Source organism: Paenibacillus sp. Z6-24 (assembly GCF_054161335.1).
On the sequence record NZ_CP096398.1, the window covers coordinates 1,994,467 to 2,013,543 of the forward strand.

20 protein-coding genes are annotated in these 19,077 nt (G+C 50.5%); 19 read left to right on the top strand and 1 reads right to left on the bottom strand.

Annotation, left to right across the window (positions count from 1 at the left end; translation table 11 throughout):
- Nucleotides 1–157 precede the first annotated feature (157 nt).
- From M1D61_RS08810 to M1D61_RS08825, 4 genes are all read left to right on the top strand, one after another.
- A complete protein-coding gene (locus M1D61_RS08810) occupies nucleotides 158–796 on the top strand; it encodes a DUF1405 domain-containing protein (protein ID WP_458122000.1) in 639 nt (212 codons plus the stop codon).
- Nucleotides 797–858: 62 nt separating this feature from the next.
- The gene (locus tag M1D61_RS08815) at nucleotides 859–1,863 is read left to right on the top strand and encodes an NAD(P)-dependent alcohol dehydrogenase (RefSeq protein ID WP_458122001.1); all 1,005 of its coding nucleotides are present in this window, start codon (nucleotides 859–861) and stop codon (nucleotides 1,861–1,863) included.
- Nucleotides 1,864–1,916: 53 nt separating this feature from the next.
- Nucleotides 1,917–2,063: a hypothetical protein gene (locus tag M1D61_RS08820; protein WP_458122002.1), complete on the top strand. Its 147-nt coding sequence runs from the start codon at nucleotides 1,917–1,919 to the stop codon at nucleotides 2,061–2,063.
- 98 nt (nucleotides 2,064–2,161) lie between these two features.
- A complete protein-coding gene (locus M1D61_RS08825) occupies nucleotides 2,162–3,019 on the top strand; it encodes a hypothetical protein (RefSeq protein ID WP_458122003.1) in 858 nt (285 codons plus the stop codon).
- Nucleotides 3,020–3,225: 206 nt separating this feature from the next.
- Here the strand turns inward: M1D61_RS08825 and M1D61_RS08830 are convergent, their stop codons facing one another.
- Entirely contained in the window at nucleotides 3,226–4,101 is an 876-nt protein-coding gene (locus tag M1D61_RS08830) for a YitT family protein (RefSeq protein WP_458122004.1), read from the bottom strand.
- A 299-nt stretch (nucleotides 4,102–4,400) separates the two neighbouring features.
- On the opposite strand from M1D61_RS08830, the gene M1D61_RS08835 reads away from it, so the two are divergent.
- The 15 genes from M1D61_RS08835 (at nucleotide 4,401) to M1D61_RS08905 (ending at nucleotide 19,040) form a co-directional block, all read left to right on the top strand.
- Entirely contained in the window at nucleotides 4,401–4,751 is a 351-nt protein-coding gene (locus M1D61_RS08835) for a nucleotide pyrophosphohydrolase (protein ID WP_458122005.1), read from the top strand.
- Nucleotides 4,752–4,851: 100 nt separating this feature from the next.
- Nucleotides 4,852–5,655: a 4-hydroxy-tetrahydrodipicolinate reductase gene (dapB, locus tag M1D61_RS08840; RefSeq protein WP_458122006.1), complete on the top strand. Its 804-nt coding sequence runs from the start codon at nucleotides 4,852–4,854 to the stop codon at nucleotides 5,653–5,655.
- Between the two features lie 102 nt (nucleotides 5,656–5,757).
- Nucleotides 5,758–6,183 carry a methylglyoxal synthase gene (gene mgsA / locus M1D61_RS08845; protein WP_458122007.1) on the top strand — a complete coding sequence of 142 codons (426 nt, stop codon included), beginning with the start codon at nucleotides 5,758–5,760 and terminating at the stop codon, nucleotides 6,181–6,183.
- The gene (gene bshB1 / locus M1D61_RS08850; RefSeq protein ID WP_458122008.1) at nucleotides 6,180–6,881 is read left to right on the top strand and encodes a bacillithiol biosynthesis deacetylase BshB1; all 702 of its coding nucleotides are present in this window, start codon (nucleotides 6,180–6,182) and stop codon (nucleotides 6,879–6,881) included. The genes mgsA and bshB1 overlap by 4 nt, the downstream gene beginning before the upstream one ends.
- Nucleotides 6,882–7,015: 134 nt before the next feature.
- The gene (gene bshA, locus M1D61_RS08855; protein WP_458122009.1) at nucleotides 7,016–8,176 is read left to right on the top strand and encodes an N-acetyl-alpha-D-glucosaminyl L-malate synthase BshA; all 1,161 of its coding nucleotides are present in this window, start codon (nucleotides 7,016–7,018) and stop codon (nucleotides 8,174–8,176) included.
- A gap of 12 nt (nucleotides 8,177–8,188) precedes the next feature.
- Nucleotides 8,189–9,454, top strand: a complete 1,266-nt coding sequence (locus M1D61_RS08860) for a CCA tRNA nucleotidyltransferase (RefSeq protein WP_458122010.1) — start codon at nucleotides 8,189–8,191, stop codon at nucleotides 9,452–9,454.
- Nucleotides 9,451–10,428, top strand: coding sequence for a biotin--[acetyl-CoA-carboxylase] ligase (locus tag M1D61_RS08865; protein ID WP_458122011.1), 978 nt, complete (start codon nucleotides 9,451–9,453; stop codon nucleotides 10,426–10,428). Before M1D61_RS08860 ends, M1D61_RS08865 begins: the two co-directional genes overlap by 4 nt.
- A gap of 234 nt (nucleotides 10,429–10,662) precedes the next feature.
- Nucleotides 10,663–10,866, top strand: coding sequence for a hypothetical protein (locus tag M1D61_RS08870; RefSeq protein ID WP_458122012.1), 204 nt, complete (start codon nucleotides 10,663–10,665; stop codon nucleotides 10,864–10,866).
- A 215-nt stretch (nucleotides 10,867–11,081) separates the two neighbouring features.
- Nucleotides 11,082–11,954, top strand: a complete 873-nt coding sequence (gene panB / locus M1D61_RS08875) for a 3-methyl-2-oxobutanoate hydroxymethyltransferase (RefSeq protein WP_046215042.1) — start codon at nucleotides 11,082–11,084, stop codon at nucleotides 11,952–11,954.
- Nucleotides 11,951–12,856, top strand: coding sequence for a pantoate--beta-alanine ligase (gene panC / locus M1D61_RS08880; RefSeq protein ID WP_458122013.1), 906 nt, complete (start codon nucleotides 11,951–11,953; stop codon nucleotides 12,854–12,856). Before panB ends, panC begins: the two co-directional genes overlap by 4 nt.
- Nucleotides 12,849–13,232 (top strand): aspartate 1-decarboxylase, encoded by a 384-nt coding sequence (gene panD / locus M1D61_RS08885; protein ID WP_458122014.1) that lies wholly within the window; start codon nucleotides 12,849–12,851, stop codon nucleotides 13,230–13,232. Before panC ends, panD begins: the two co-directional genes overlap by 8 nt.
- Before the next feature lie 402 nt (nucleotides 13,233–13,634).
- Complete coding sequence (gene dinG / locus M1D61_RS08890) at nucleotides 13,635–16,529, top strand: ATP-dependent DNA helicase DinG (protein ID WP_458122015.1); 2,895 nt, start codon at nucleotides 13,635–13,637, stop codon at nucleotides 16,527–16,529.
- Nucleotides 16,526–17,185 (top strand): redox-sensing transcriptional repressor Rex, encoded by a 660-nt coding sequence (locus M1D61_RS08895; RefSeq protein WP_458122016.1) that lies wholly within the window; start codon nucleotides 16,526–16,528, stop codon nucleotides 17,183–17,185. The genes dinG and M1D61_RS08895 overlap by 4 nt, the downstream gene beginning before the upstream one ends.
- The gene (locus M1D61_RS08900; protein WP_458122017.1) at nucleotides 17,166–18,473 is read left to right on the top strand and encodes an amidohydrolase; all 1,308 of its coding nucleotides are present in this window, start codon (nucleotides 17,166–17,168) and stop codon (nucleotides 18,471–18,473) included. Before M1D61_RS08895 ends, M1D61_RS08900 begins: the two co-directional genes overlap by 20 nt.
- Before the next feature lie 30 nt (nucleotides 18,474–18,503).
- Nucleotides 18,504–19,040, top strand: a complete 537-nt coding sequence (locus M1D61_RS08905; RefSeq protein WP_458122018.1) for a cell wall elongation regulator TseB-like domain-containing protein — start codon at nucleotides 18,504–18,506, stop codon at nucleotides 19,038–19,040.
- The last annotated feature ends 37 nt before the right edge of the window (nucleotides 19,041–19,077 follow it).

The window sequence follows — 19,077 nt, forward strand, 5'->3', positions numbered from 1 at the left end:
TGTGCATCTCTGACTGATCACTCAAAATGGAAAGGCAGAATAGCGCTTGCTTGTTAGTATACTTACTTTTAAAATAGTAGAGATTATATCCGGAATGAGCGGTATTCGGCAATACGATGCGATGCCTCCGGCTGGATAAAAATAAAGGAGAATGGAAATGCCGATTTCTTATTTATGGAGCAAAATGTTCCTTACCGATCGCCGGCTGCTGTGGCTGCTGCTCATCTGCAATGCGCTGGGAACGATTTATGGATACATATGGTACGGTGCACAGATGGAATATACACTGGAACGCTGGCCTTCATGGATGGTTATTTTTGTTCCGGACAGTCCGACAGCGAGCCTGTTTTTCAGTATTGCGCTGATTTTTCTGATGTTTCCGCCGCGCAGCGGATGGCTGCAGATTGTGCGCAAGCTTTTTGAAGCGCTGGCCGTCGTTACGTCGGTTAAGTATGGCGTCTGGGCGGTTGTCATGATATTCTGGGGGCAGGCGCTGGGCGATACACTGGTGTGGGAAGACTGGATGTTGACCTTTTCCCATCTGGCGATGGCGATCGAATCGCTGCTGTTTGTCCGCTTTTTCCTGTTTGGTTGGAAGTCATTGATTATTGCGCTCGGCTGGACACTGCTCAACGATTATATGGATTACAGCCAGGGCATTTATCCGTGGCTGACGGAAGAACTGGTCAAACGGCTGAATCAGGTACGGAATTTCACAGTAACATTGACGGTACTATCTGCACTGGTTGGAGGTCTTGCTCTATGGCAGGCTCGCCGTGAACGCAAGCGGCTCTAACTGATCGCGAGGAAGAATTCTGGACACTGCACATTCATTGCAGAATCGGATGGAGGTCTCAAATGGAAGCGGAAACCGGCAAAATGATGGCTCTGGTATACGATACTTATGGCATGTCCGATGTTCTTTATGTGGACGAAATGGAAATTCCCCAGGCACGCGATCATGAAGTGCTGATCAGAGTGTATGCTGCATCAGTGAATTCCTGGGATTGGGACCTCCTGCGCGGCAAGCCATTTGCCAATCGGATTGGTCGGCCCTACAAGCCGCGTTACCGTATACTGGGCGCCGATGTGGCAGGACAGGTTATCTCGGTAGGTCCTGCTGTAAGCAAGTTCCGGCAGGGAGATAGAGTGTTTGGTGACATTTCCGGGTGCGGGTGGGGTGGATTTGCGGAGTATGTATGTGCCCATGAAGAGGCTTTGACATTAATGCCAGAGGATCTTGAATTTGAGCAGGCAGCGGCTATTCCACAAGCGGCTGTGCTGGCTCTGCAGGGATTGCGTGATCAGGGAAAGCTTGCCAAAGATCATCATGTACTGATCAATGGTGCAGGCGGAGGTGTGGGTACATTCGGTATTCAATATGCCAAATGGCTCGGAGCTGAAGTGACCGGCGTGGACAGCATGGAAAAGCTGGATCTGCTGAGCAGGCTCGGAGCGGATCATGTGCTCGATTATACACGCAGCGATTTCACTGGAAATGGTCAGCAGTATGATGTCATCCTCGATGTAATCGGGAATCGTTCGATTTTTGATATCAAAAAAGCACTCCGACCCGGCGGTACATACGTGATTATCGGGGGGACTACATTCCGGATTCTTGAAGCGCTTGCGGCATCTCCATGGATCGGCTGGTTGGAGAAAAAGAAAGTAAAGCTGCTGATTCATAAACCGAATCATGATGATCAGCTCGTTTGGAAGTCGCTGGTAGAGACAGGTCGGATTACACCTGTGATCGATCGGAAGTATTCATTACAAGAGGGAGCCCAAGCATTACGGTATTTCGGTGAAGGTCGTATGCTGGGCAAAGTCATCATCACCATGGAGCCGGGTGTTTACGTATAATCTAGTTTCAGAAAAATCCGCTTAAAGCCGCCTGTGCAGGGCGGTTTTTTATTTTGACTGAATATTCGCTGGTTGGTATGACACGATTTCGGCTGGGAGGTAGCAAGGAAGCATTTATCCGGTTGATTCATGATCTGGAGATGAATCTGTACCGGCTCGCCCGCTCTATGCTTGGCAGTGAGGACGAATTACCAGCTTAAAAGAAGCATATACCCACAACATCATACAGGGGAACTGGAAATTCCAATTTACGATTGACTTAGATAGAGCAAACAAACAGACCAGAATCATTCCGATCATGGGAAACTATACGTCGCCTGATGGAATGAGCATAAGCTTAAAACGTATTACATGGATACGTATTACATGGATGGTTCAGGGAGTACGGCTGGAATGGGATACTCAATTATCTAAAAAAGCACTGGAGCGCTCTCCAGGAGAACTGTGGAAAGAGCAGGAAATCCGATTCCATATTGAGGATAGGTCGGGGAATCATATTGTAAATGTAAGTTCTGCTGATCCTAATTCGAATGTATTAACTTCTCAGCATATTGCAGGTGAAACGACTGGAGAAATGCACTGGAGCTATACATTCAGTGATTTGCCTGTCGATCAACCCTATTATTTGGTATTAGACGGGTATCTGGTAAAAGAACGTGATGGACATGCTCTGACATTTGACCCGGCTCATGTCAATTATCCCTTGTCTTTCGATTCTATGGGAGATCAGCTAAAGTTGGGGAGATATGAAGTCAATCATGAAGGAGATGATCTATCCAAATCATTGGAGGGAAGCTTGCCTGTAATCGGTAAGGTCAAGAACGGTATGGATAGTTATGAGTATAAAGCGATAGATGAATATGGAAACACATATAAAGTAGATGGAAGAGGCAGCTATAGATTAACCTCTGATAAAAATAGTGCCGGTATCGAGCTGGATCAGTTCAAGAGTAAAGATGATGATATGAGCTATGAACTCCGTATATTCGGATTGGATAGAGTACCTGAAAAGCTTACACTCATTCGCACAACGACCAAGCGTTGGTATGGAAATACCAATTGGAAGATTAAAATACAGGAAACCAAAAACACAATCAACAAAAAGGAAAAGCAGGAAAAGTACAAGCTAGAAATAGACAGGCAAACTACAGAGTAACAGTCATATCCAGCAGCAGAAAAAGCACTGAACAATTCGTTCAGTGCTTTTGTTCATATAAAGAATTCACCTATCTTTAGCGAATGTTTTTCAGGTTTCATTGATATGTTTCCCAGTGCTAATATGCATATTGGCACTGTATGACCCCGATTCTGGATAAATACCCTATATATTGCCGCTCCATACGTCCAGATATTTAACTCGTCTCAGTGATGCAGCTCTTCCCGGAACCCTTCCCCATGCACATCATTCACTTCATTAATAATCACAAATGCCCGCGGGTCCACCGACTTCACAATCGTATGTACCCGCCGGATCTCCTGACGGGAGACGACGCAGTAGGCGACTTCCTTGGCCTGCTTGGAATAGGCCCCAATCGCAGGGATCAGCGTCACGCCGCGATCCATTTCTTTCATAATAACCTCGGCAATCTCCCCGGCATGATCGCTGATGATCGTAAATGCTTTGCCGGAATAAGCGCCTTCCTGGATAAAATCAATAATCTTGGTGGCGATAAATACCGTCACCAGCGTGTACAGCACCAGCTCCTTGGAAATAAAGAACAGGGAACCGCCAATAATGATAATGTCCAGCACCAGCATAATCTGGCCGATACTCCAGCCGAATGCCCGGTTCAGAATTGTCGCGATAATATCCGATCCACCGGTCGTCCCGCCGAATCGGAATACGATCCCCAGCCCAATTCCCAGCGTCACGCCTGCGTACAATACAGCCAGAATATAATCATGCTGCGTCTGGAATGGCACAATCCAGCCCATATCGATCAGCCGCTCGAACAGCCACAGGAAAAAGGTCAGTGCAGCGATTCCTACCCCGGTGTAGATCATCTTTCGCCGACCGAGCATTTTGAGTCCGATCAGAAACAGTGGAATATTAATAATTAATGTGGACAGCGAAGGCGAGATGCCAAAGGAATAATTCAGCAAAATGGTAATTCCGGTAACGCCGCCTTCCATAAGCTTATTCGGAATAATAAAATACAATAAACCAAAGGCGTAGACGCCCGCACCGAACAGAATCGGCAAAATAACCCTGAATTGCCGCCAAAATTGTTGTACCATGATGTGAATACCTCCATTGGAATAGTCAAGGATAAAGGGAAATAGGTACAGTAAAAAGGATTTGTTTTCAAAATCGCTTTAGGATAACATGGTAATGACATATTCAATTGACACCATATCGCAGAATGGTACATACAGAATGATATCAAATCCCGGTTGCAGCCCGGCCCATTCTTAACTATATGGGGGAGTCATGAATTCGGCAATAGGCAGTATTGGCGGCTTTCCGGAGCGTATACATACCTATACACCATTTGTAATTTTTATACTATTTATCTGGAATTTACGGAGGGATTGAAATGACAGAAAAATCACTTGCGGAAATGCAAAGAGAGGTAGATGCCTACATTTCCCAGTTCAAGGAAGGATACTTTTCCCCGCTGGCCATGCTGGCGCGGATGTCGGAGGAAGTCGGTGAACTGGCGCGTGAAGTAAACCATTCCTTTGGCGAGAAGCCCAAAAAAAGCGACGAAGACGATAATTCGATCGAACTGGAACTTGGCGATATCTTGTTTATTACGATTTGTTTTGCCAATTCGCTCGGGATTGATCTGGCAGAGGCTCATAATAAAGTGATGCATAAATTTAATACCCGGGACAAAGACCGCTGGACACGCATAGAAGCGGAATCGGACGGAGACAGTCAGTAAATGCAGCCGAATGATAAAGTACTGGCTCATTTGACGGATACACACTTATAATAAGTATCTATATAATGATAATGAATAGCAGCGGTAAAGGAGATTAGTCATGGACAAACCGATTCGTGTAATTGTAGCCGGCGCCGGAGGGCGTATGGGCAAGGAAGTTGTAAAGCTGGTGCTTGGCGATCAGGAGTTGGAACTCGCAGCTGCTGTCGGACGCTCCGATGCAGGCAAGGATGCCGGAGAAATGGTAGGAATGGGAACAGCAGGTGTGCTGGTGACAGCTGATCTGCAGGAAGCAATCTCTGCCGGGCAGGCGGATGTGCTGGTCGATTTTACAAACCCTGAATTTGCCTATGAACATGCCAATCTGGCGATTGCAGCAGGTGTGCGTCCCGTGATGGGAACGACCGGCTATACACCGGAACAGATTGAAGAATTGAACACCAAATGTGAGCAGGCCGGCATTGGCGGCTTGATCGCTCCGAACTTCTCTATTGGCGCTATTTTGCTGATGCGCTTCTCGGCGCTGGCAGCCAAGCATTTCCCGCATCTGGAGATTATCGAGTATCACGGTGACCAGAAGCTGGATGCACCTTCAGGAACTGCGGTGAAGACAGCGGAGATGATCTCTGAAGTGCGTGAATCCATGAAGCAGGGCAATCCGAACGAAAAGGAAATCATTGCCGGCTCACGCGGTGGAGAGTACGATGGATTCCGCATTCACAGCGTACGTCTGCCCGGAGTGTTTGCCCAGCAGGAAGTGATCTTTGGCAGCTTTGGCCAGTCACTCAAAATTCGTCATGATTCCTATGAACGCGCAGGTTATATGCCAGGCGTGAAAATTGGGGTACAAAAGGTTATGGAATATACCGGTATGGTGTACGGATTTGAACGATTCGTCGACTAAGCGGAAAGTAAATCTTCCAGCGATCTGCATGTGTATCTCGTACGGGTCGCTGAACAGTTAGTGAATATACGGATAAATAGATAAATGATGGGAGAGATGTCTGTGTTTCAGATTGCTTTTATCGCGCATGATCGTAAAAAGGATGAAATGGTTAACTTTGTAACGGCCTATGAGCATGTATTCCAGGGCCACCAGCTGTATTCCACCGGTACAACCGGACTGCGGATCATGGAACAGACGGAACTGAAAATTCACCGCTTTATGTCTGGTCCGCTGGGCGGTGACCAGCAGATCGGTGCGCTCGTTGCCGAGAATCAGCTGGATCTGATCATTTTTCTGCGTGATCCATTGATGGCGCAGCCGCATGAACCCGATATTACGGCACTGCTGCGTATCTGCGACGTGCAGGGTATTCCGGTAGCGACCAATATTGCGACTGCCGAGATTCTGGTTAAAGCGCTGGATCGTGGAGATTTTGCCTGGCGTGAGCTGCCGGACAAGTACAAACCGGTGGAGGATATGAAATGATTGAGCCGCTGGACATTCTGATCTTCGGCGCTCATGCGGATGACGCGGAGATCGGGATGGCCGGAACGATCATCAAGCATACTGCAGCGGGTCTGCGGGTAGGCATCTGCGAACTAACCGAAGCGGAAATGTCTTCCAACGGTACGGTCGAGCTGCGCAAGCAGGAGGCGGCTGCGGCTGCGGAAGTGATGGGTCTTGCCTATCGCAATAATCTGAGGCTGCCGGATCGCGGTCTGGAACGCTCGCGGGAACAGCTGGATGCCATTACAGCGGAGATTCGCCGCTGTGCGCCGAAAATTGTGTTTGCTCCTTACTGGGAAGACCGCCATCCTGACCATATGGTATGCAGCAAGCTGGTGGAAGAAGCGGTATTCAATGCCAAGCTGCGACGCTATATGCCGGAGCTGCCGCCGGTTACCGTGCAGCAGACTTATTATTATTTTATTAATGATCCGGGCCCGGCCAATCTGATGATTGATGTAAGCGAACATTACGAACGCAAAATACAGACGCTGTCCTGCTATGCTTCGCAGTTCGGCGGTCTTGGCAGCGACAGCGATACCGTCGCGACGCCGCTGAATCAGGGCTATGTCGAGCGTGTTCGCTACCGTGATTCACTGGCCGGACAGCGCAGCATGGTTCCGTATGCGGAAGGCTTTGTTACCCGCACTCCGTATGTAGCCGACCGGCTGCTGTAGGCTGTTGCTGTGCAAAGTGCAGGAAGCTTGCAGTGATTGGTATTTGCACGGAATCAGGGTATATAAAAGATATATTTTCATATAAACATACAGATATACATTAATGGATGATTAGAGGAAGGGAGACTGCCCTTATGGACAAGATGCTGAAAATTGGCATCACTTGTTATCCGTCACTTGGCGGTTCCGGCGTCGTGGCGACCGAACTTGGCAAGCTGCTTGCCGAAAAAGGGCATGAAGTGCATTTTATTTCGCATAGTGTCCCTTTTCGTCTGGGAACGTTTCACAAAAATATTTTCTATCATGAAGTCGAGGTTAACGACTATTATGTATTCAAGTATCCACCATATGATCTGACACTGGCGAATAAAATGGCCCAGGTGGCCAAAATGCAGCAGCTGGATGTGCTGCATGTGCATTATGCGGTACCACATGCGGTGTGTGCCTTTCTGGCCAAACAGATGATCGGTGACCATCTCAAAGTGGTAACCACACTGCACGGGACAGACATTACCGTGCTGGCTCAGGACGAATCGCTCAAGGACCTGATTCGTCTGGCGATCAATGAAAGTGATGCAGTGACAGCCGTCTCCAAGGATCTGATCCGGGAGACGCATGAGCTGCTCGATATAACACGTGATATTGATCTCACGTACAATTTTGTGGACAAACGGGTATATTATCCACGGGAAACTGCCCAGCTGTGCGAAGATTTCGGATTTGGGGATGACCGGATCATTATGCATATCTCCAACTTCCGTCCGGTCAAGCGTGTCAGCGATGTAGTCGATACCTTTGCCAGAATCAATGCCGAGATTCCTTCACGGCTGCTGTTTGTCGGCGAAGGCCCGGATCTGCCGAAGATCCAGTGGCAGATTCAGGAACTGGGGTTGACGGATCGTGTACATTTCCTTGGCAAGCAGGACGATATTCCGCAGGTAATCTCGCTGGCTGACATTCTCATGCTGCCTTCCGAAAAGGAAAGCTTTGGCCTGGTGGCGCTGGAAGCGATGGCCTGCGGCGTACCGACGATCGGATCACAGGCCGGCGGCATTCCCGAGCTGGTCATTCATGGAGAGACCGGCTATCTGGCACAGATCGGGGACACGGAAGCGATGGCAGGCTATGCACTGCAGCTGCTGCGTGATCCCCTGCTGATGCAGCGGGTACGTGAACAATGTATCCAGCGGGCCCAGACGGAATTCAGCAATGAAGCGATGTTAAATAAATACGAACAAATCTATTACCGCGTACTGGGCCGCGAGATGTCCCATACTTCTGCGGTACAGGGTTGAGAGGAATAAGAAATGGATTGGAAATGGATTGATCCACAGATGGCGGAGCAGGGTATATCTCTGCTCCGCCATCTGGTTGAACAGGGATATGAAGGTTATTTTGTCGGTGGCTGTGTCCGGGATGAGCTGATGGGCCGTCCGGTAAATGATATGGATATAGCGACCAATGCCACACCCGAGCAGGTAATGGCTTTATTTGAACATACCATTCCCACGGGAATTGCTCATGGAACGATCACTGTCATTATGAATGGTGAGCATTTCGAAGTGACTACATACCGCACGGAGAGTGATTATACCGATCACCGGCGTCCGGAGCAAGTGCAGTTTGTGAGCGATCTGTATGAGGACCTGCGGCGCCGGGATTTTACGATGAATGCAATCGCCCGCGGCATCGACGGCAGCTATGTCGATCCGTTCCATGGCAGGGAAGATCTGGAGCAGGGCATTATCCGCTGTGTTGGCGATCCGGAGGAGCGGTTTGAGGAAGATGCGCTGCGTATGCTGCGCGGTATCCGTTTCTCGGCGGTATTTGATTTTACGATTGAAAAGGCGACCTGGCAGGCATTGCTGCACCGCCGCTCGCTGATCAGCTATATTGCAGCCGAGCGTATCCGGGTCGAAATGGAGAAAATGATCGCCGGTCCTCACCCGTTCAAAGGTATCCGGCTGCTGCAGGAGAGTGAACTGGTACCGTACATGAAAATACAGGTGCCCTGCCCGCCGAAGCAGCCGGAGCTGCTGAACCGGTTGGCGGATGTGCCAGCTTCGCCTGCCGCATTGCGATGGACGCTTATGATCATGGCGCTGGGACTGGATAGTGACCGTATGAAGCCTTATATGAAGGAATGGACCTTTTCCAATGCCTTTATGGATCAGGTATCCCGTCTGCTGCGTATGAATGATCGACTGCTTACTGCTTCCGCAGCCGGGAAATCTCTGTACGAGATCTATGTCTCCGCAGTTATCGATTATGGATGCGAGGCAGCCCTGCAGTGGCGGCAGCTCTATCCGGTTCTGCCGGAACAGGATCAGCGGCAGCTTGCGGTTGTCGCGCAGCATGCCGAGGAGTGGCTGGATGGAATGAGCATATTCGGCCTTGGAGATGTACAGATCAATGGACAGGAAATACTAGCAGCCCTGCAGGCCAAAGGGGGTCCCTGGCTGGGTAAATTGATGAACAGTATTCTGCTGGCAGCGGCCACCGGTCAGCTGGATAATGAACGGGAAGCGATTCTGGAATACGCCCGTCAGCGGTACGAAGAGAGGGAAGAATGATGCGTGATGAACAACTGCTGGCGCTCCTGACCGAGCGTCCAGGTGAATATATATCCGGGGAAGAGATCAGCCGCCGGATGGCCGTCAGCCGAACCGCCGTATGGAAAGGCATTAACCGACTCAAGGAGCAGGGATACGAGTTCGAATCGGTCACCCGCAAAGGATACCGGATCACCCGTTATCCGGATCGGTTCGATGAAGTCTCCCTGCGTATGCGTCTGGGCGAAGTGACCTCATGGGGAGAGCCCTTGCACTTATTCCCGTCGATCGGTTCCACACAGGATATCGCCCGTACATTGGCCGAACAGGGCGCACCTGAGGGAACACTGGTCATTGCGGAAGAACAGACCAAGGGGCGCGGCAGACAGGGACGCCACTGGCATTCCCCTCCGGGCCGCGGCATCTGGATGAGCCTGATTATGCGTCCGGTGCAGCCGCTGCAGTATACCCCGCAGCTGACCCTGCTGGCGGCAGTAGCCGTCTGCAGGGCACTGCGAAGTGTCAGCAGCCTGAATATCGGTATCAAATGGCCGAATGATCTGCTGATCGACGGGCGCAAAGTATGCGGCATTCTCGTTGAATCCGCTGCCGAGGATGGGTATGTGCGTCACGCGATTGCCGGAATCGGCATCGACGTCAATCTGGCGGCCGAAGACCTGCCGGAAGAGCTGCAGTCTATTGCCACATCGCTGCGTATGGAAAGCGGCGGCGAACCGCTGGATCGTACCGTGGTAGTGGCAGCGGTCATACAGGAACTGGAAGCGATGTACCGGCTGTACAGCGAGCAGGGATTTGCGGCGATTGCTGCGTTGTGGGAAGCGCTGGCTTTCTCCATGGGTCAGCATTTGACCGTTCATACTCCGCAGGGCGTGATGAACGGAAAAGCGACAGGGCTTGGAAGCAACGGTGAACTGCTGCTTCAGCAGGAGGATGGTACTATTTTGCCGGTATACTCGGGTGAAATTAATCTCTAACCGGGCAAGCAGAGGCATCAAAGCTACCAAAAGCACTCCAACACTATACAAGCACCCAAATACCAGTGGCATTAAAAGTCTTCAAGCACGAAAATACTCAGGCGCTAAAGGCAATAAAGGTACCGGTATAAGTACTGGAGGTACGAGCAAAATGCAAGGGGATATATCAGTATTTGGATTCTATATCCCCGGTAGGTAAGTAATAAAATGTAATTAACTTTAAATAGTGAAATTGTGGAACGACTCTGGTATACTAGCAGGGAAGACGGTATCGGCATGACCGAACCGTACTTTATGATGTTAACTTGGTGTAAGCTGGCAGGCGAGCACCGTCAGAGGATATGGAGTCGTGCCGAGCGATTTGGCCGTGTGGACAGTTATGTCCGGCAGCCTGCAGGCAGCAGCTCTGTACCGTCCGGGATCTATTTTTCCGGCTGATCTGTATTCTGCCCTACTATATGTATCCTGCGGGATACCCATACGAAGCGAGGTGTTGGCTAACTTCAATTCTGCTCTGAGCCATGAAATGGACCGAGACAGGAGAGACGATCGCAAAGTGACTCTTTTTTGGACTCAGGACCTTTTTAGTGATCAACTAAAAGGTTTTTTATTTTGTCCAAATACTATATTGATTAGAAGGAGCTTGATGTCACATGGCAGCCAAAACGCCGCTGAATATTGTAAAAATGAAAAAAATGAAGAAGGAAGGCGATCCGATTACGATGGTGACCGCCTATGATTATCCGACAGCACAGCTGGCTGAAGAAGCTGGCGTGGAGATGCTGTTGATCGGAGATTCACTGGGAAATGTGGTGCTGGGATATGATTCCACCATCCCGGTAACGGTGGACGATATCGTCTACCACTCCCGTGCGGTTGCACGTGGAGCACAGTCTACCTTTATCGTGGCGGATCTGCCGTTCATGACATATCACGGAAGTATAGATGAGACCCTGCGCAGTGTGAAGCGCATTATGCAGGAAGGACATGCCCATGCCGTGAAGCTTGAAGGCGGAGCGGAGATTGCCGATACGGTTGCGGCGATTACACGCGCCGGCGTACCCGTACTGGCGCATATTGGTCTAACACCGCAATCGGTGCATCAGATTGGGGGGTACCGTGTACAAGGCAAAGATGAGCAGGATGCCCAGCGTCTGCTGAATGATGCCCGGGCATTGGAAGCCGCAGGTGCATTTGGCGTCGTGCTGGAACTGGTCACTGAAGATACCGCAGCAATGATTACCGGTCAGCTGTCTATCCCGACGATCGGTATTGGAGCAGGCCGTGGTTGTGACGGTCAGGTGCTCGTATTTCATGATGTGGTCAAATACACATCGTCCTACCGCGAGAAGCGTTTTGTCAAAACGTATGCCGATATCGGAGCTACGATCCGTACGGCTCTCGAAGAGTATGTAAATGAAGTCAAAACACGTGCCTTCCCGGCAGAGCAGCATGCTTTTAACCCGGATCAGGAAGCACTGGATTCCCTATATGGAGCCAAACGGAAAGGAGAGGAGCAAGCGTGAAGGTACTGCACAGCATCGCAGAGATTCGCCAGGAAGTGAAAGACCTTCGCAAGCAGCGTTCTCGTGAAGATCATGAAGCAACCGTCGGTCTGGTGCCTACCATGGGATTCCTGCATGAAGGCCATGCCAGTCTGATGCGCAAAGCCAAACAGACCAGCGATATTGTGGTCATCAGCATTTTCGTCAATCCGATCCAGTTTGGACCCAATGAAGATTTCGAACGTTATCCACGTGACGAACAGCGCGATCTGGCGCTGGCTGAAGCGGAAGGCGTGGATATCGTCTTCCTGCCGACCGTAGAGGTGATGTATCCGTCACCGACCAAGACGCATGTCACTGTAGCGGAGCTGACCGATACACTGTGCGGGGCATCTCGTCCCGGTCACTTTGACGGCGTATCGACCGTGGTGACCAAGCTGTTCAATATCGTCAAACCGGACCATGCCTTTTTCGGAGCCAAAGACGCCCAGCAGGTCGCGGTCATTACCCAGATGGTGAATGATCTAAACATGGATATCGAGATTGTTCCTTGTCCGATTATTCGCGAAGAAGATGGACTGGCACTCAGCTCGCGCAATGTCTACCTTTCCAGGGAAGAACGCGCGCAGGCGCTCGTATTATCCCGTTCCCTGCGTCTGGCTCGTGAGCAGATTCTGGAGAATCAGGAGATGACAGCCGGCCAAGTGCGTGAACTGCTGCGCCGCGAGATTGGCACTTCTCCGATAGCGGTAATCGATTATGCGGAGATTCTGTCTTTCCCGCAGCTGGAAGTGCTGGCTGACGATACGGTACTGCATGAACTGAATCAGGAAGTGATCATAGCGCTGGCTGTCAAATTCGGCCCAACCCGTCTGATCGATAATGTAATTATGGAAACGAAAGGTGTGTCCCTTCATGTATAGAACAATGATGAAATCCAAAATCCACCGTGCCACGGTTACAGAGGCCAATCTGAACTATGTCGGCAGCATTACGATCGACGAAGATCTGATGGAAGCGGCGGATCTGCTTGAAAATGAAAAAGTACAGATCGTCAACAACAACAATGGTGCCCGCCTGGAAACGTACGTCATTACCGGCCCGCGCGGCAGCGGCGTTGTATGCCTGAATGGTGCAGCCGCACGTCTCGTACAGCCTGGAGATACCGTAATCATTATTTCGTATGCGATGATGAGCAGTGAAGAGCTGCAGACACATCGTCCAACCGTTGTATTTGTGGATGATCAGAACAAACCGGTCATGGAAGCACACAAGGAAGTTCACGCGACCATTATGTAATTGGAATGATGTCCTGCCGGTATGGTTGCCGGCAGGTTTTTTCACCCACTCTGGATTTCCGGAAAAGAAATCGGAATCATGATGATTACCGATGGAAGCCGGTGAAATGGATAATATGCGTAGGCGAACCCGGCGAAATCATGTATAATAAAAGAAACATAACGCCTAAGCAAGGTGATACCGCGTGCCTGTCAAACACGTCATGTATCACCTTTTTTATGTATATAAAGGATAACCCGGGCGGCCGGGAGAGAGATTGCCGTACAGCCGTACAGGCTGTATGCAGGATGCGGCAGTTCCCGTCACCTCGCCACGTTTTCAAAACCGCCTCGTTCTGGTATGCTGATAGGTGAACATTTTGACATCAGGTGTGACGACTGCAAGGAAAGGATTTAGACATCCATGAAATTTGCCGTACTGGATTTTGAGACAACAGGAACCCAGTCCTCGGATGATATCATTCAGGTGGGTCTTGCTGTTATAGATCATGATTTAACCATTACACAGGTATACAGCTCCATGGTTAAGCCCGGAGGCAAGATTCCTCCGTTTATTACCGGACTCACCGGTATTCGCAATGAAGATGTGGCAGATGCTCCCGAACTGGATGACGTCATGCTGGAGATGATACCGCTGCTGGAAGATGCCGTACTGGTCGGGCATAATGTAGCTTTTGACCTGGGATTTTTGCAGCGTGCGCTGGACCGTACCGGTTATTTGCCATTTACCGGCAGAGTGCTGGATACGATGGATTTCCTGCGTATTTTTTTCCCGAATCTGCCGAGCTATCAGCTCAGCATGGTCAGCAGTTCATTGGGGTTCGAGCATGATCGTCCTCATCAGGCAGACAGCGATGCATTGGCGACAGCTTATGTGTTCCTTAAATGCATCGAAGAGCTGGATGGTCTGCCGCTGATTACCGTGCAGCGTCTATCCGAACTGTTTGATAACCAGGACAGCGATCTGGGCTGGTATTTTGACGGTGTGCGTATGCAGCGTGAAGCGCAGCCTGCCCAGGATCTCGATGAGCACCGCTTTTACCGTCAGCTGGCCCTCAAGGTAGGCGACTGGATGGATATCCCGTCCGCAGAGGAAGCGCGCGAAGGCATGCCGCTTGCGGATGTCTCCTTTGATGAGTTCCTGGAGCAGGTCAAGGACAATCTGCGCAAGCTGCTGCCCGATTATGAAGAACGTGAGCCGCAGAATCATATGTTTGATGAAGTGGTGCGTGCGCTTACGGATGAGAAGCATTTACTGATCGAGGCAGGAACAGGAACCGGCAAGTCGCTTGGTTATCTGCTGCCTTCCATTTACCATAGCGTCAAAAACAGCGAGAGAGTCATGGTCAGCACGCATACGATTAATTTGCAGGAACAGCTGCGCGAACGGGATGTTCCGCTGCTTACTCAGGTCATTCCGTTTGCTTTTCGTGCTGCCGTATTCAAGGGACGCCAGCATTATTTGTGTCTGCGCAAATTTGAGCATAAAATAAATACAAAGGAATTTCAGAGTCCCAAGGAAGATGTGCTGATTGCAGCACAGATGATCGTCTGGCTGACAGCGACCGAGACCGGGGATGATGAAGAGCTGAATATGGGTAACCGGGGCGGCGATTTCTGGGAAACGGTCGCCAGCGATACGGATTCCTGCCTTGGACGCGCCTGTCCATGGTTCCGGCAATGCTTTTATCACCGGGCCAAGCATGAAGCCGGTGCAGCCGATGTAGTCATCACCAATCATTCCAAGCTGTTTACGGATATCAAGGCTGGCCATCAGCTGCTGCCTGCCTATGAACATCTGATTATTGATGAAGCCCATCACCTGGAAGATGTGGCCGGTAAGCATCTGGGCATGCACATGAAATATTTCACATTGGTTCATCCGATGCTTCGCCTGTTCAAGGACAGCAAGACCGGCCAGCTGGCGATTTTGCGTCAGCAGCTGGGATCTTCCGGCAGTGAACGCGGTATGGAATGGGCCATTGCAATCGATAATCTGTACCCGGAATTGACGGATGTCAAGGAAGACTGGGACAAGCTCAGTGAGCTGCTGTTCGCCCTGCTGCCGCAGCGCAGTGATGCGGCTCCCGGTGAAGCTGCACAGTTCACACTTCGCCTGCTGCCGCAAAAGAAACCGGACGAATGGGCCGGGATCACCGAGCTGGAGAACCGGATTCATATCGGCCTCAGCCAGATTATCCGCAAAGGCGAGCAGGTGATGAGCAAGATCAAGGAATCGGACGAGGTGCTGGACAGTGACGGATTAGTAACAGATGTCTCCGGACTGTTCAAGGATCTGACCGGTGTACGCGACGATCTTCGTCACTTTATCAAGCTGGACAGCGAGGATACGGTGTACTGGTACGAAGCCAACGGTAACTATCGCAGCAAGTCTCTTCAGATGTATGCTGTGCCTGTCGACGTGAGCCAGCAGCTCAAGGAGCATTTCTTTGACAAAAAGAAAAGTATTGTGCTGACATCGGCGACGCTGTCGATCGACAAAAATTTCCAGTATATGATCGAGCAGCTGGGACTAAAGGATGCCGAACAGGAAGGCAAGCTGAACACCGCCATGCTGGAATCGCCTTTCAACTATAGAGAGCAATCGCTCGTATTGATCCCGAGAGACTTCCCAAGCGTCAAGGGCAGCGTGGGTGATGAGCATTTTGTTAGCATGCTGGCCCATTCACTGGCGGATGCTGCCGAGGCTACGCGCGGACGCATGCTTGTCTTATTTACTTCTTACCGGATGCTCAAGCAGGTGTATGAGCCTCTGAAGGAGAAATTATCACAGAGTGACATTGCTGTATTCGGACAGGGTGTGGATGGAGGCAGCCGAACCAAGCTGACCCGCCGCTTCCAGGAGCATCCGGCCTGCGTACTGCTAGGGACGAGCAGCTTCTGGGAAGGTGTCGATATTCCCGGAGAGGCACTGACCTGTCTGGCGATTGTACGACTTCCTTTCCAGCCGCCAAACCATCCGCTGGTAGAAGCCAAAAGCGAACGGCTCAAAAAAGAAAAGAAAAATCCATTTATGAAATTATCTGTACCACAGGCAGTTATCCGGTTCAAACAGGGCTTTGGCAGACTGGTCCGGACAGCGAATGACCGCGGTATTGTGCTGATTTATGACACCCGGGTCATCGAGTCGTATTACGGAAAGCATTTTCTCTACTCGCTGCCCGGTCCGAAAATGGAACATATGCCTACCCAGCAAATGGTTCCCCGTATTGCGGAATGGCTGAGCCATCGTGAGAACGAAAAGGATGCTGCAAATCAAGAGGGGGAGCAAGCATGAAATCCGACAAAATATCAGAAGCGGTCGTGCGAAGATTACCTGTCTACCTGAGATACTTGAATGAGCTTCACACCCGCGAGGTACCGACCGTATCCTCGCAGGAACTGGGGCAAAAGCTGGATCTGAACCCGGCCCAGATTCGCAAGGATCTCGCTTACTTCGGTGACTTTGGCCGAAAGGGAATCGGATATGACGTATCCTATCTGATCGAGAAGATCCGTCATATCCTCAAACTGGATCAGCAGATCAATGTAGCGCTGATCGGAGCGGGTAATCTGGGGCATGCGCTTTCCAACTATAATGCCTATCTGCAGGAGACGATGAAGATTGTAGCGATCTTTGATTCGTATACGCCCAAGGTAGGCACACAGATCAATACACTAACTGTGCAACCGATTGATGAACTGGCCGAGACCGTTCAAGCCAAACATATTCGGGTCGGCATCATTACCGTTCCCAATACCGAAGCCCAGCGTGTTGCCGATCAGCTGATCGAAGCAGGCATCGAAGCCATTCTGAATTTTGCACCGATTATTCTGAAGACACCACCGCATGTGCGTGTGCATACGGCAGATTTTACAACCGATCTGCTTAGTCTGGCCTACTACCTTGAAGATGGAAAGGAATTAGAGACGAATGAACAACTCACCGAGTAAATGGATGATCAAAAACGGGATATTTGCAGCTTCCCATGGAGAAAAAGCAGTACTCTACGGCCATATGGTCATCGAGAATGATATCATTACCTATCTGGGTGAGGAGGAGCCTGCTGACCAGGAAGAAATGACCATCGTAGATGGCAGGCACCAGTTCTTCATTCCGGGTCTGGTTAACAGTCATGGTCATGCGGCCATGTCTTTGCTGCGCGGATATGGCGACGATCTGGCCCTTCAGGTCTGGCTGCAGGAGAAAATGTGGCCGATGGAAGCCAAATTTACGAGTGATGATGTCTATACCGGTACAGCACTCTCTGTACTGGAGATGCTCAAAGGCGGTACAACTACTTTCCTCGATATGTATGACCGTTCCGAGCGCGTGGCCGAAGTGGTCGAGCAGTCGGGAATGCGAGCGGTATTGATGCGCGGTGTTATCGGTCTGTGCTCGGAGGAAGAACAAAACGAGAAGCTGAATCAGGCGGTACAGTTTGTACGCGACTGGCACGGTCAAGCTAACGGACGCATTACGACGATGATGTCTCCACATGCGCCGTATACGTGCCCGCCGGCATTTATCGAGAAATTCGTTCAGGCCGCACATGATCTCGATGTGCCGCTGCATACACATATGTCCGAGACGATCGCTGAAGTGGAGCAAAACGTACGTGACTACGGTCTGCGTCCGGTAGCCCACCTGGAGAAACTCGGTGTATTCACTCGTCCGACGCTGCTGGCACATGCCGTGCATCTGACAGATGAAGAGATTCAGACACTGGCTGCCCACAAAGCAACCATTTCACATAACCCGGGTAGTAACCTGAAGCTGGCGAGCGGCGTAGCCCGTGTACCGGATCTGCTGCGTGCAGGCGTAGTCGTATCGCTCGGTACCGACGGACCGGCCAGCAATAATAATCTGGATATGTTCGAAGAAATGCGTCTCGCAGCCCTGATTCACAAAGGCGTATCCGGTGATCCTACAGCGGTACCGGCACTGGAAGCCTTGCGCATGGGTACCGAATATGGTGCGAAATCCGTATTCCTTGATAATACAGGCGTGTTTGCGGTAGGCATGAAAGCGGACATTACCTCTCTGAATATCGATCAGCCGCATTTCCTGCCGTTTACGGACTTTATCTCTCATACGGTATATTCCGCGAGTGCCAAGGACGTACTGCATGTCTGGGTAGATGGCAAGCAGCTGATCAAGGATGGCGTATCGCTGACGCTGGATGAAGAGAAAATCCGCCGTGAAGCACAGCTTGCTTTTGAAGGTTTGCTCACACGCTAACCGGAAGTTGAACAGAAAGGATGGCGTGTCTTGCGAAATTTGGGAAGTGGCAAGTGGATAGCGATTATTATTACGGTAGTAGGTCTGATTGTACTGTGCGTGAACCAGTTCTATGTGCATGTTATGGCCAAGCCGTGGAGCAATGAACAGCAAGCGTTGGAGATTGCCCAGAAGCAGGCGAATCTGACGTCACTAACAAGGACATACCAGTCGGTCTGGAATGACAAATCGATCTACTGGGTCGTACAGGGACAGAATGATCAGCAGCAGGAAGTCATGGTTTGGGTCAAGTTTAACAAAGATGGTACTCCGGTACAGGGAGCCAATGCTGTACATGTAGAGAAAACAGCAGGAACGATGAACGTTCAGCAGGCCAAGCAGCTGGTACAGACGGATCTGCCGGGCGCTGAAGTGGTTCGTGCCATACCGGGTTCATACAACGGCAAATATGCATGGCAGATTTTTGCCAAATCCGGGGATCATTATTATTATGTATTCTACAATTTCCGTGACGGCACCAAGCTGGGTGGACCGATGGAAATGCCGAATACTCTGATCGGTACCTAGAATAGTGGACGAAGAGCAAGGACCGGATCATGAATGA

What these genes read in the sequence shown, in the direction of transcription:
- M1D61_RS08895 (WP_458122016.1), top strand. Translation starts at nt 16,526, where the DNA reads ATGAAATCCGACAAAATATCAGAAGCGGTCGTGCGAAGATTACCTGTC.
- bshB1 (WP_458122008.1), top strand. Translation starts at nt 6,180, where the DNA reads ATGATTGAGCCGCTGGACATTCTGATCTTCGGCGCTCATGCGGATGAC.
- M1D61_RS08865 (WP_458122011.1), top strand. Translation starts at nt 9,451, where the DNA reads ATGATGCGTGATGAACAACTGCTGGCGCTCCTGACCGAGCGTCCAGGT.
- panB (WP_046215042.1), top strand. Translation starts at nt 11,082, where the DNA reads ATGGCAGCCAAAACGCCGCTGAATATTGTAAAAATGAAAAAAATGAAG.
- bshA (WP_458122009.1), top strand. Translation starts at nt 7,016, where the DNA reads ATGGACAAGATGCTGAAAATTGGCATCACTTGTTATCCGTCACTTGGC.
- M1D61_RS08825 (WP_458122003.1), top strand. Translation starts at nt 2,162, where the DNA reads ATGGGAAACTATACGTCGCCTGATGGAATGAGCATAAGCTTAAAACGT.
- M1D61_RS08830 (WP_458122004.1), bottom strand. Translation starts at nt 4,101, where the DNA reads ATGGTACAACAATTTTGGCGGCAATTCAGGGTTATTTTGCCGATTCTG.
- M1D61_RS08815 (WP_458122001.1), top strand. Translation starts at nt 859, where the DNA reads ATGGAAGCGGAAACCGGCAAAATGATGGCTCTGGTATACGATACTTAT.
- dinG (WP_458122015.1), top strand. Translation starts at nt 13,635, where the DNA reads ATGAAATTTGCCGTACTGGATTTTGAGACAACAGGAACCCAGTCCTCG.
- M1D61_RS08860 (WP_458122010.1), top strand. Translation starts at nt 8,189, where the DNA reads ATGGATTGGAAATGGATTGATCCACAGATGGCGGAGCAGGGTATATCT.
- M1D61_RS08900 (WP_458122017.1), top strand. Translation starts at nt 17,166, where the DNA reads ATGAACAACTCACCGAGTAAATGGATGATCAAAAACGGGATATTTGCA.
- panD (WP_458122014.1), top strand. Translation starts at nt 12,849, where the DNA reads ATGTATAGAACAATGATGAAATCCAAAATCCACCGTGCCACGGTTACA.
- M1D61_RS08835 (WP_458122005.1), top strand. Translation starts at nt 4,401, where the DNA reads ATGACAGAAAAATCACTTGCGGAAATGCAAAGAGAGGTAGATGCCTAC.
- M1D61_RS08810 (WP_458122000.1), top strand. Translation starts at nt 158, where the DNA reads ATGCCGATTTCTTATTTATGGAGCAAAATGTTCCTTACCGATCGCCGG.
- dapB (WP_458122006.1), top strand. Translation starts at nt 4,852, where the DNA reads ATGGACAAACCGATTCGTGTAATTGTAGCCGGCGCCGGAGGGCGTATG.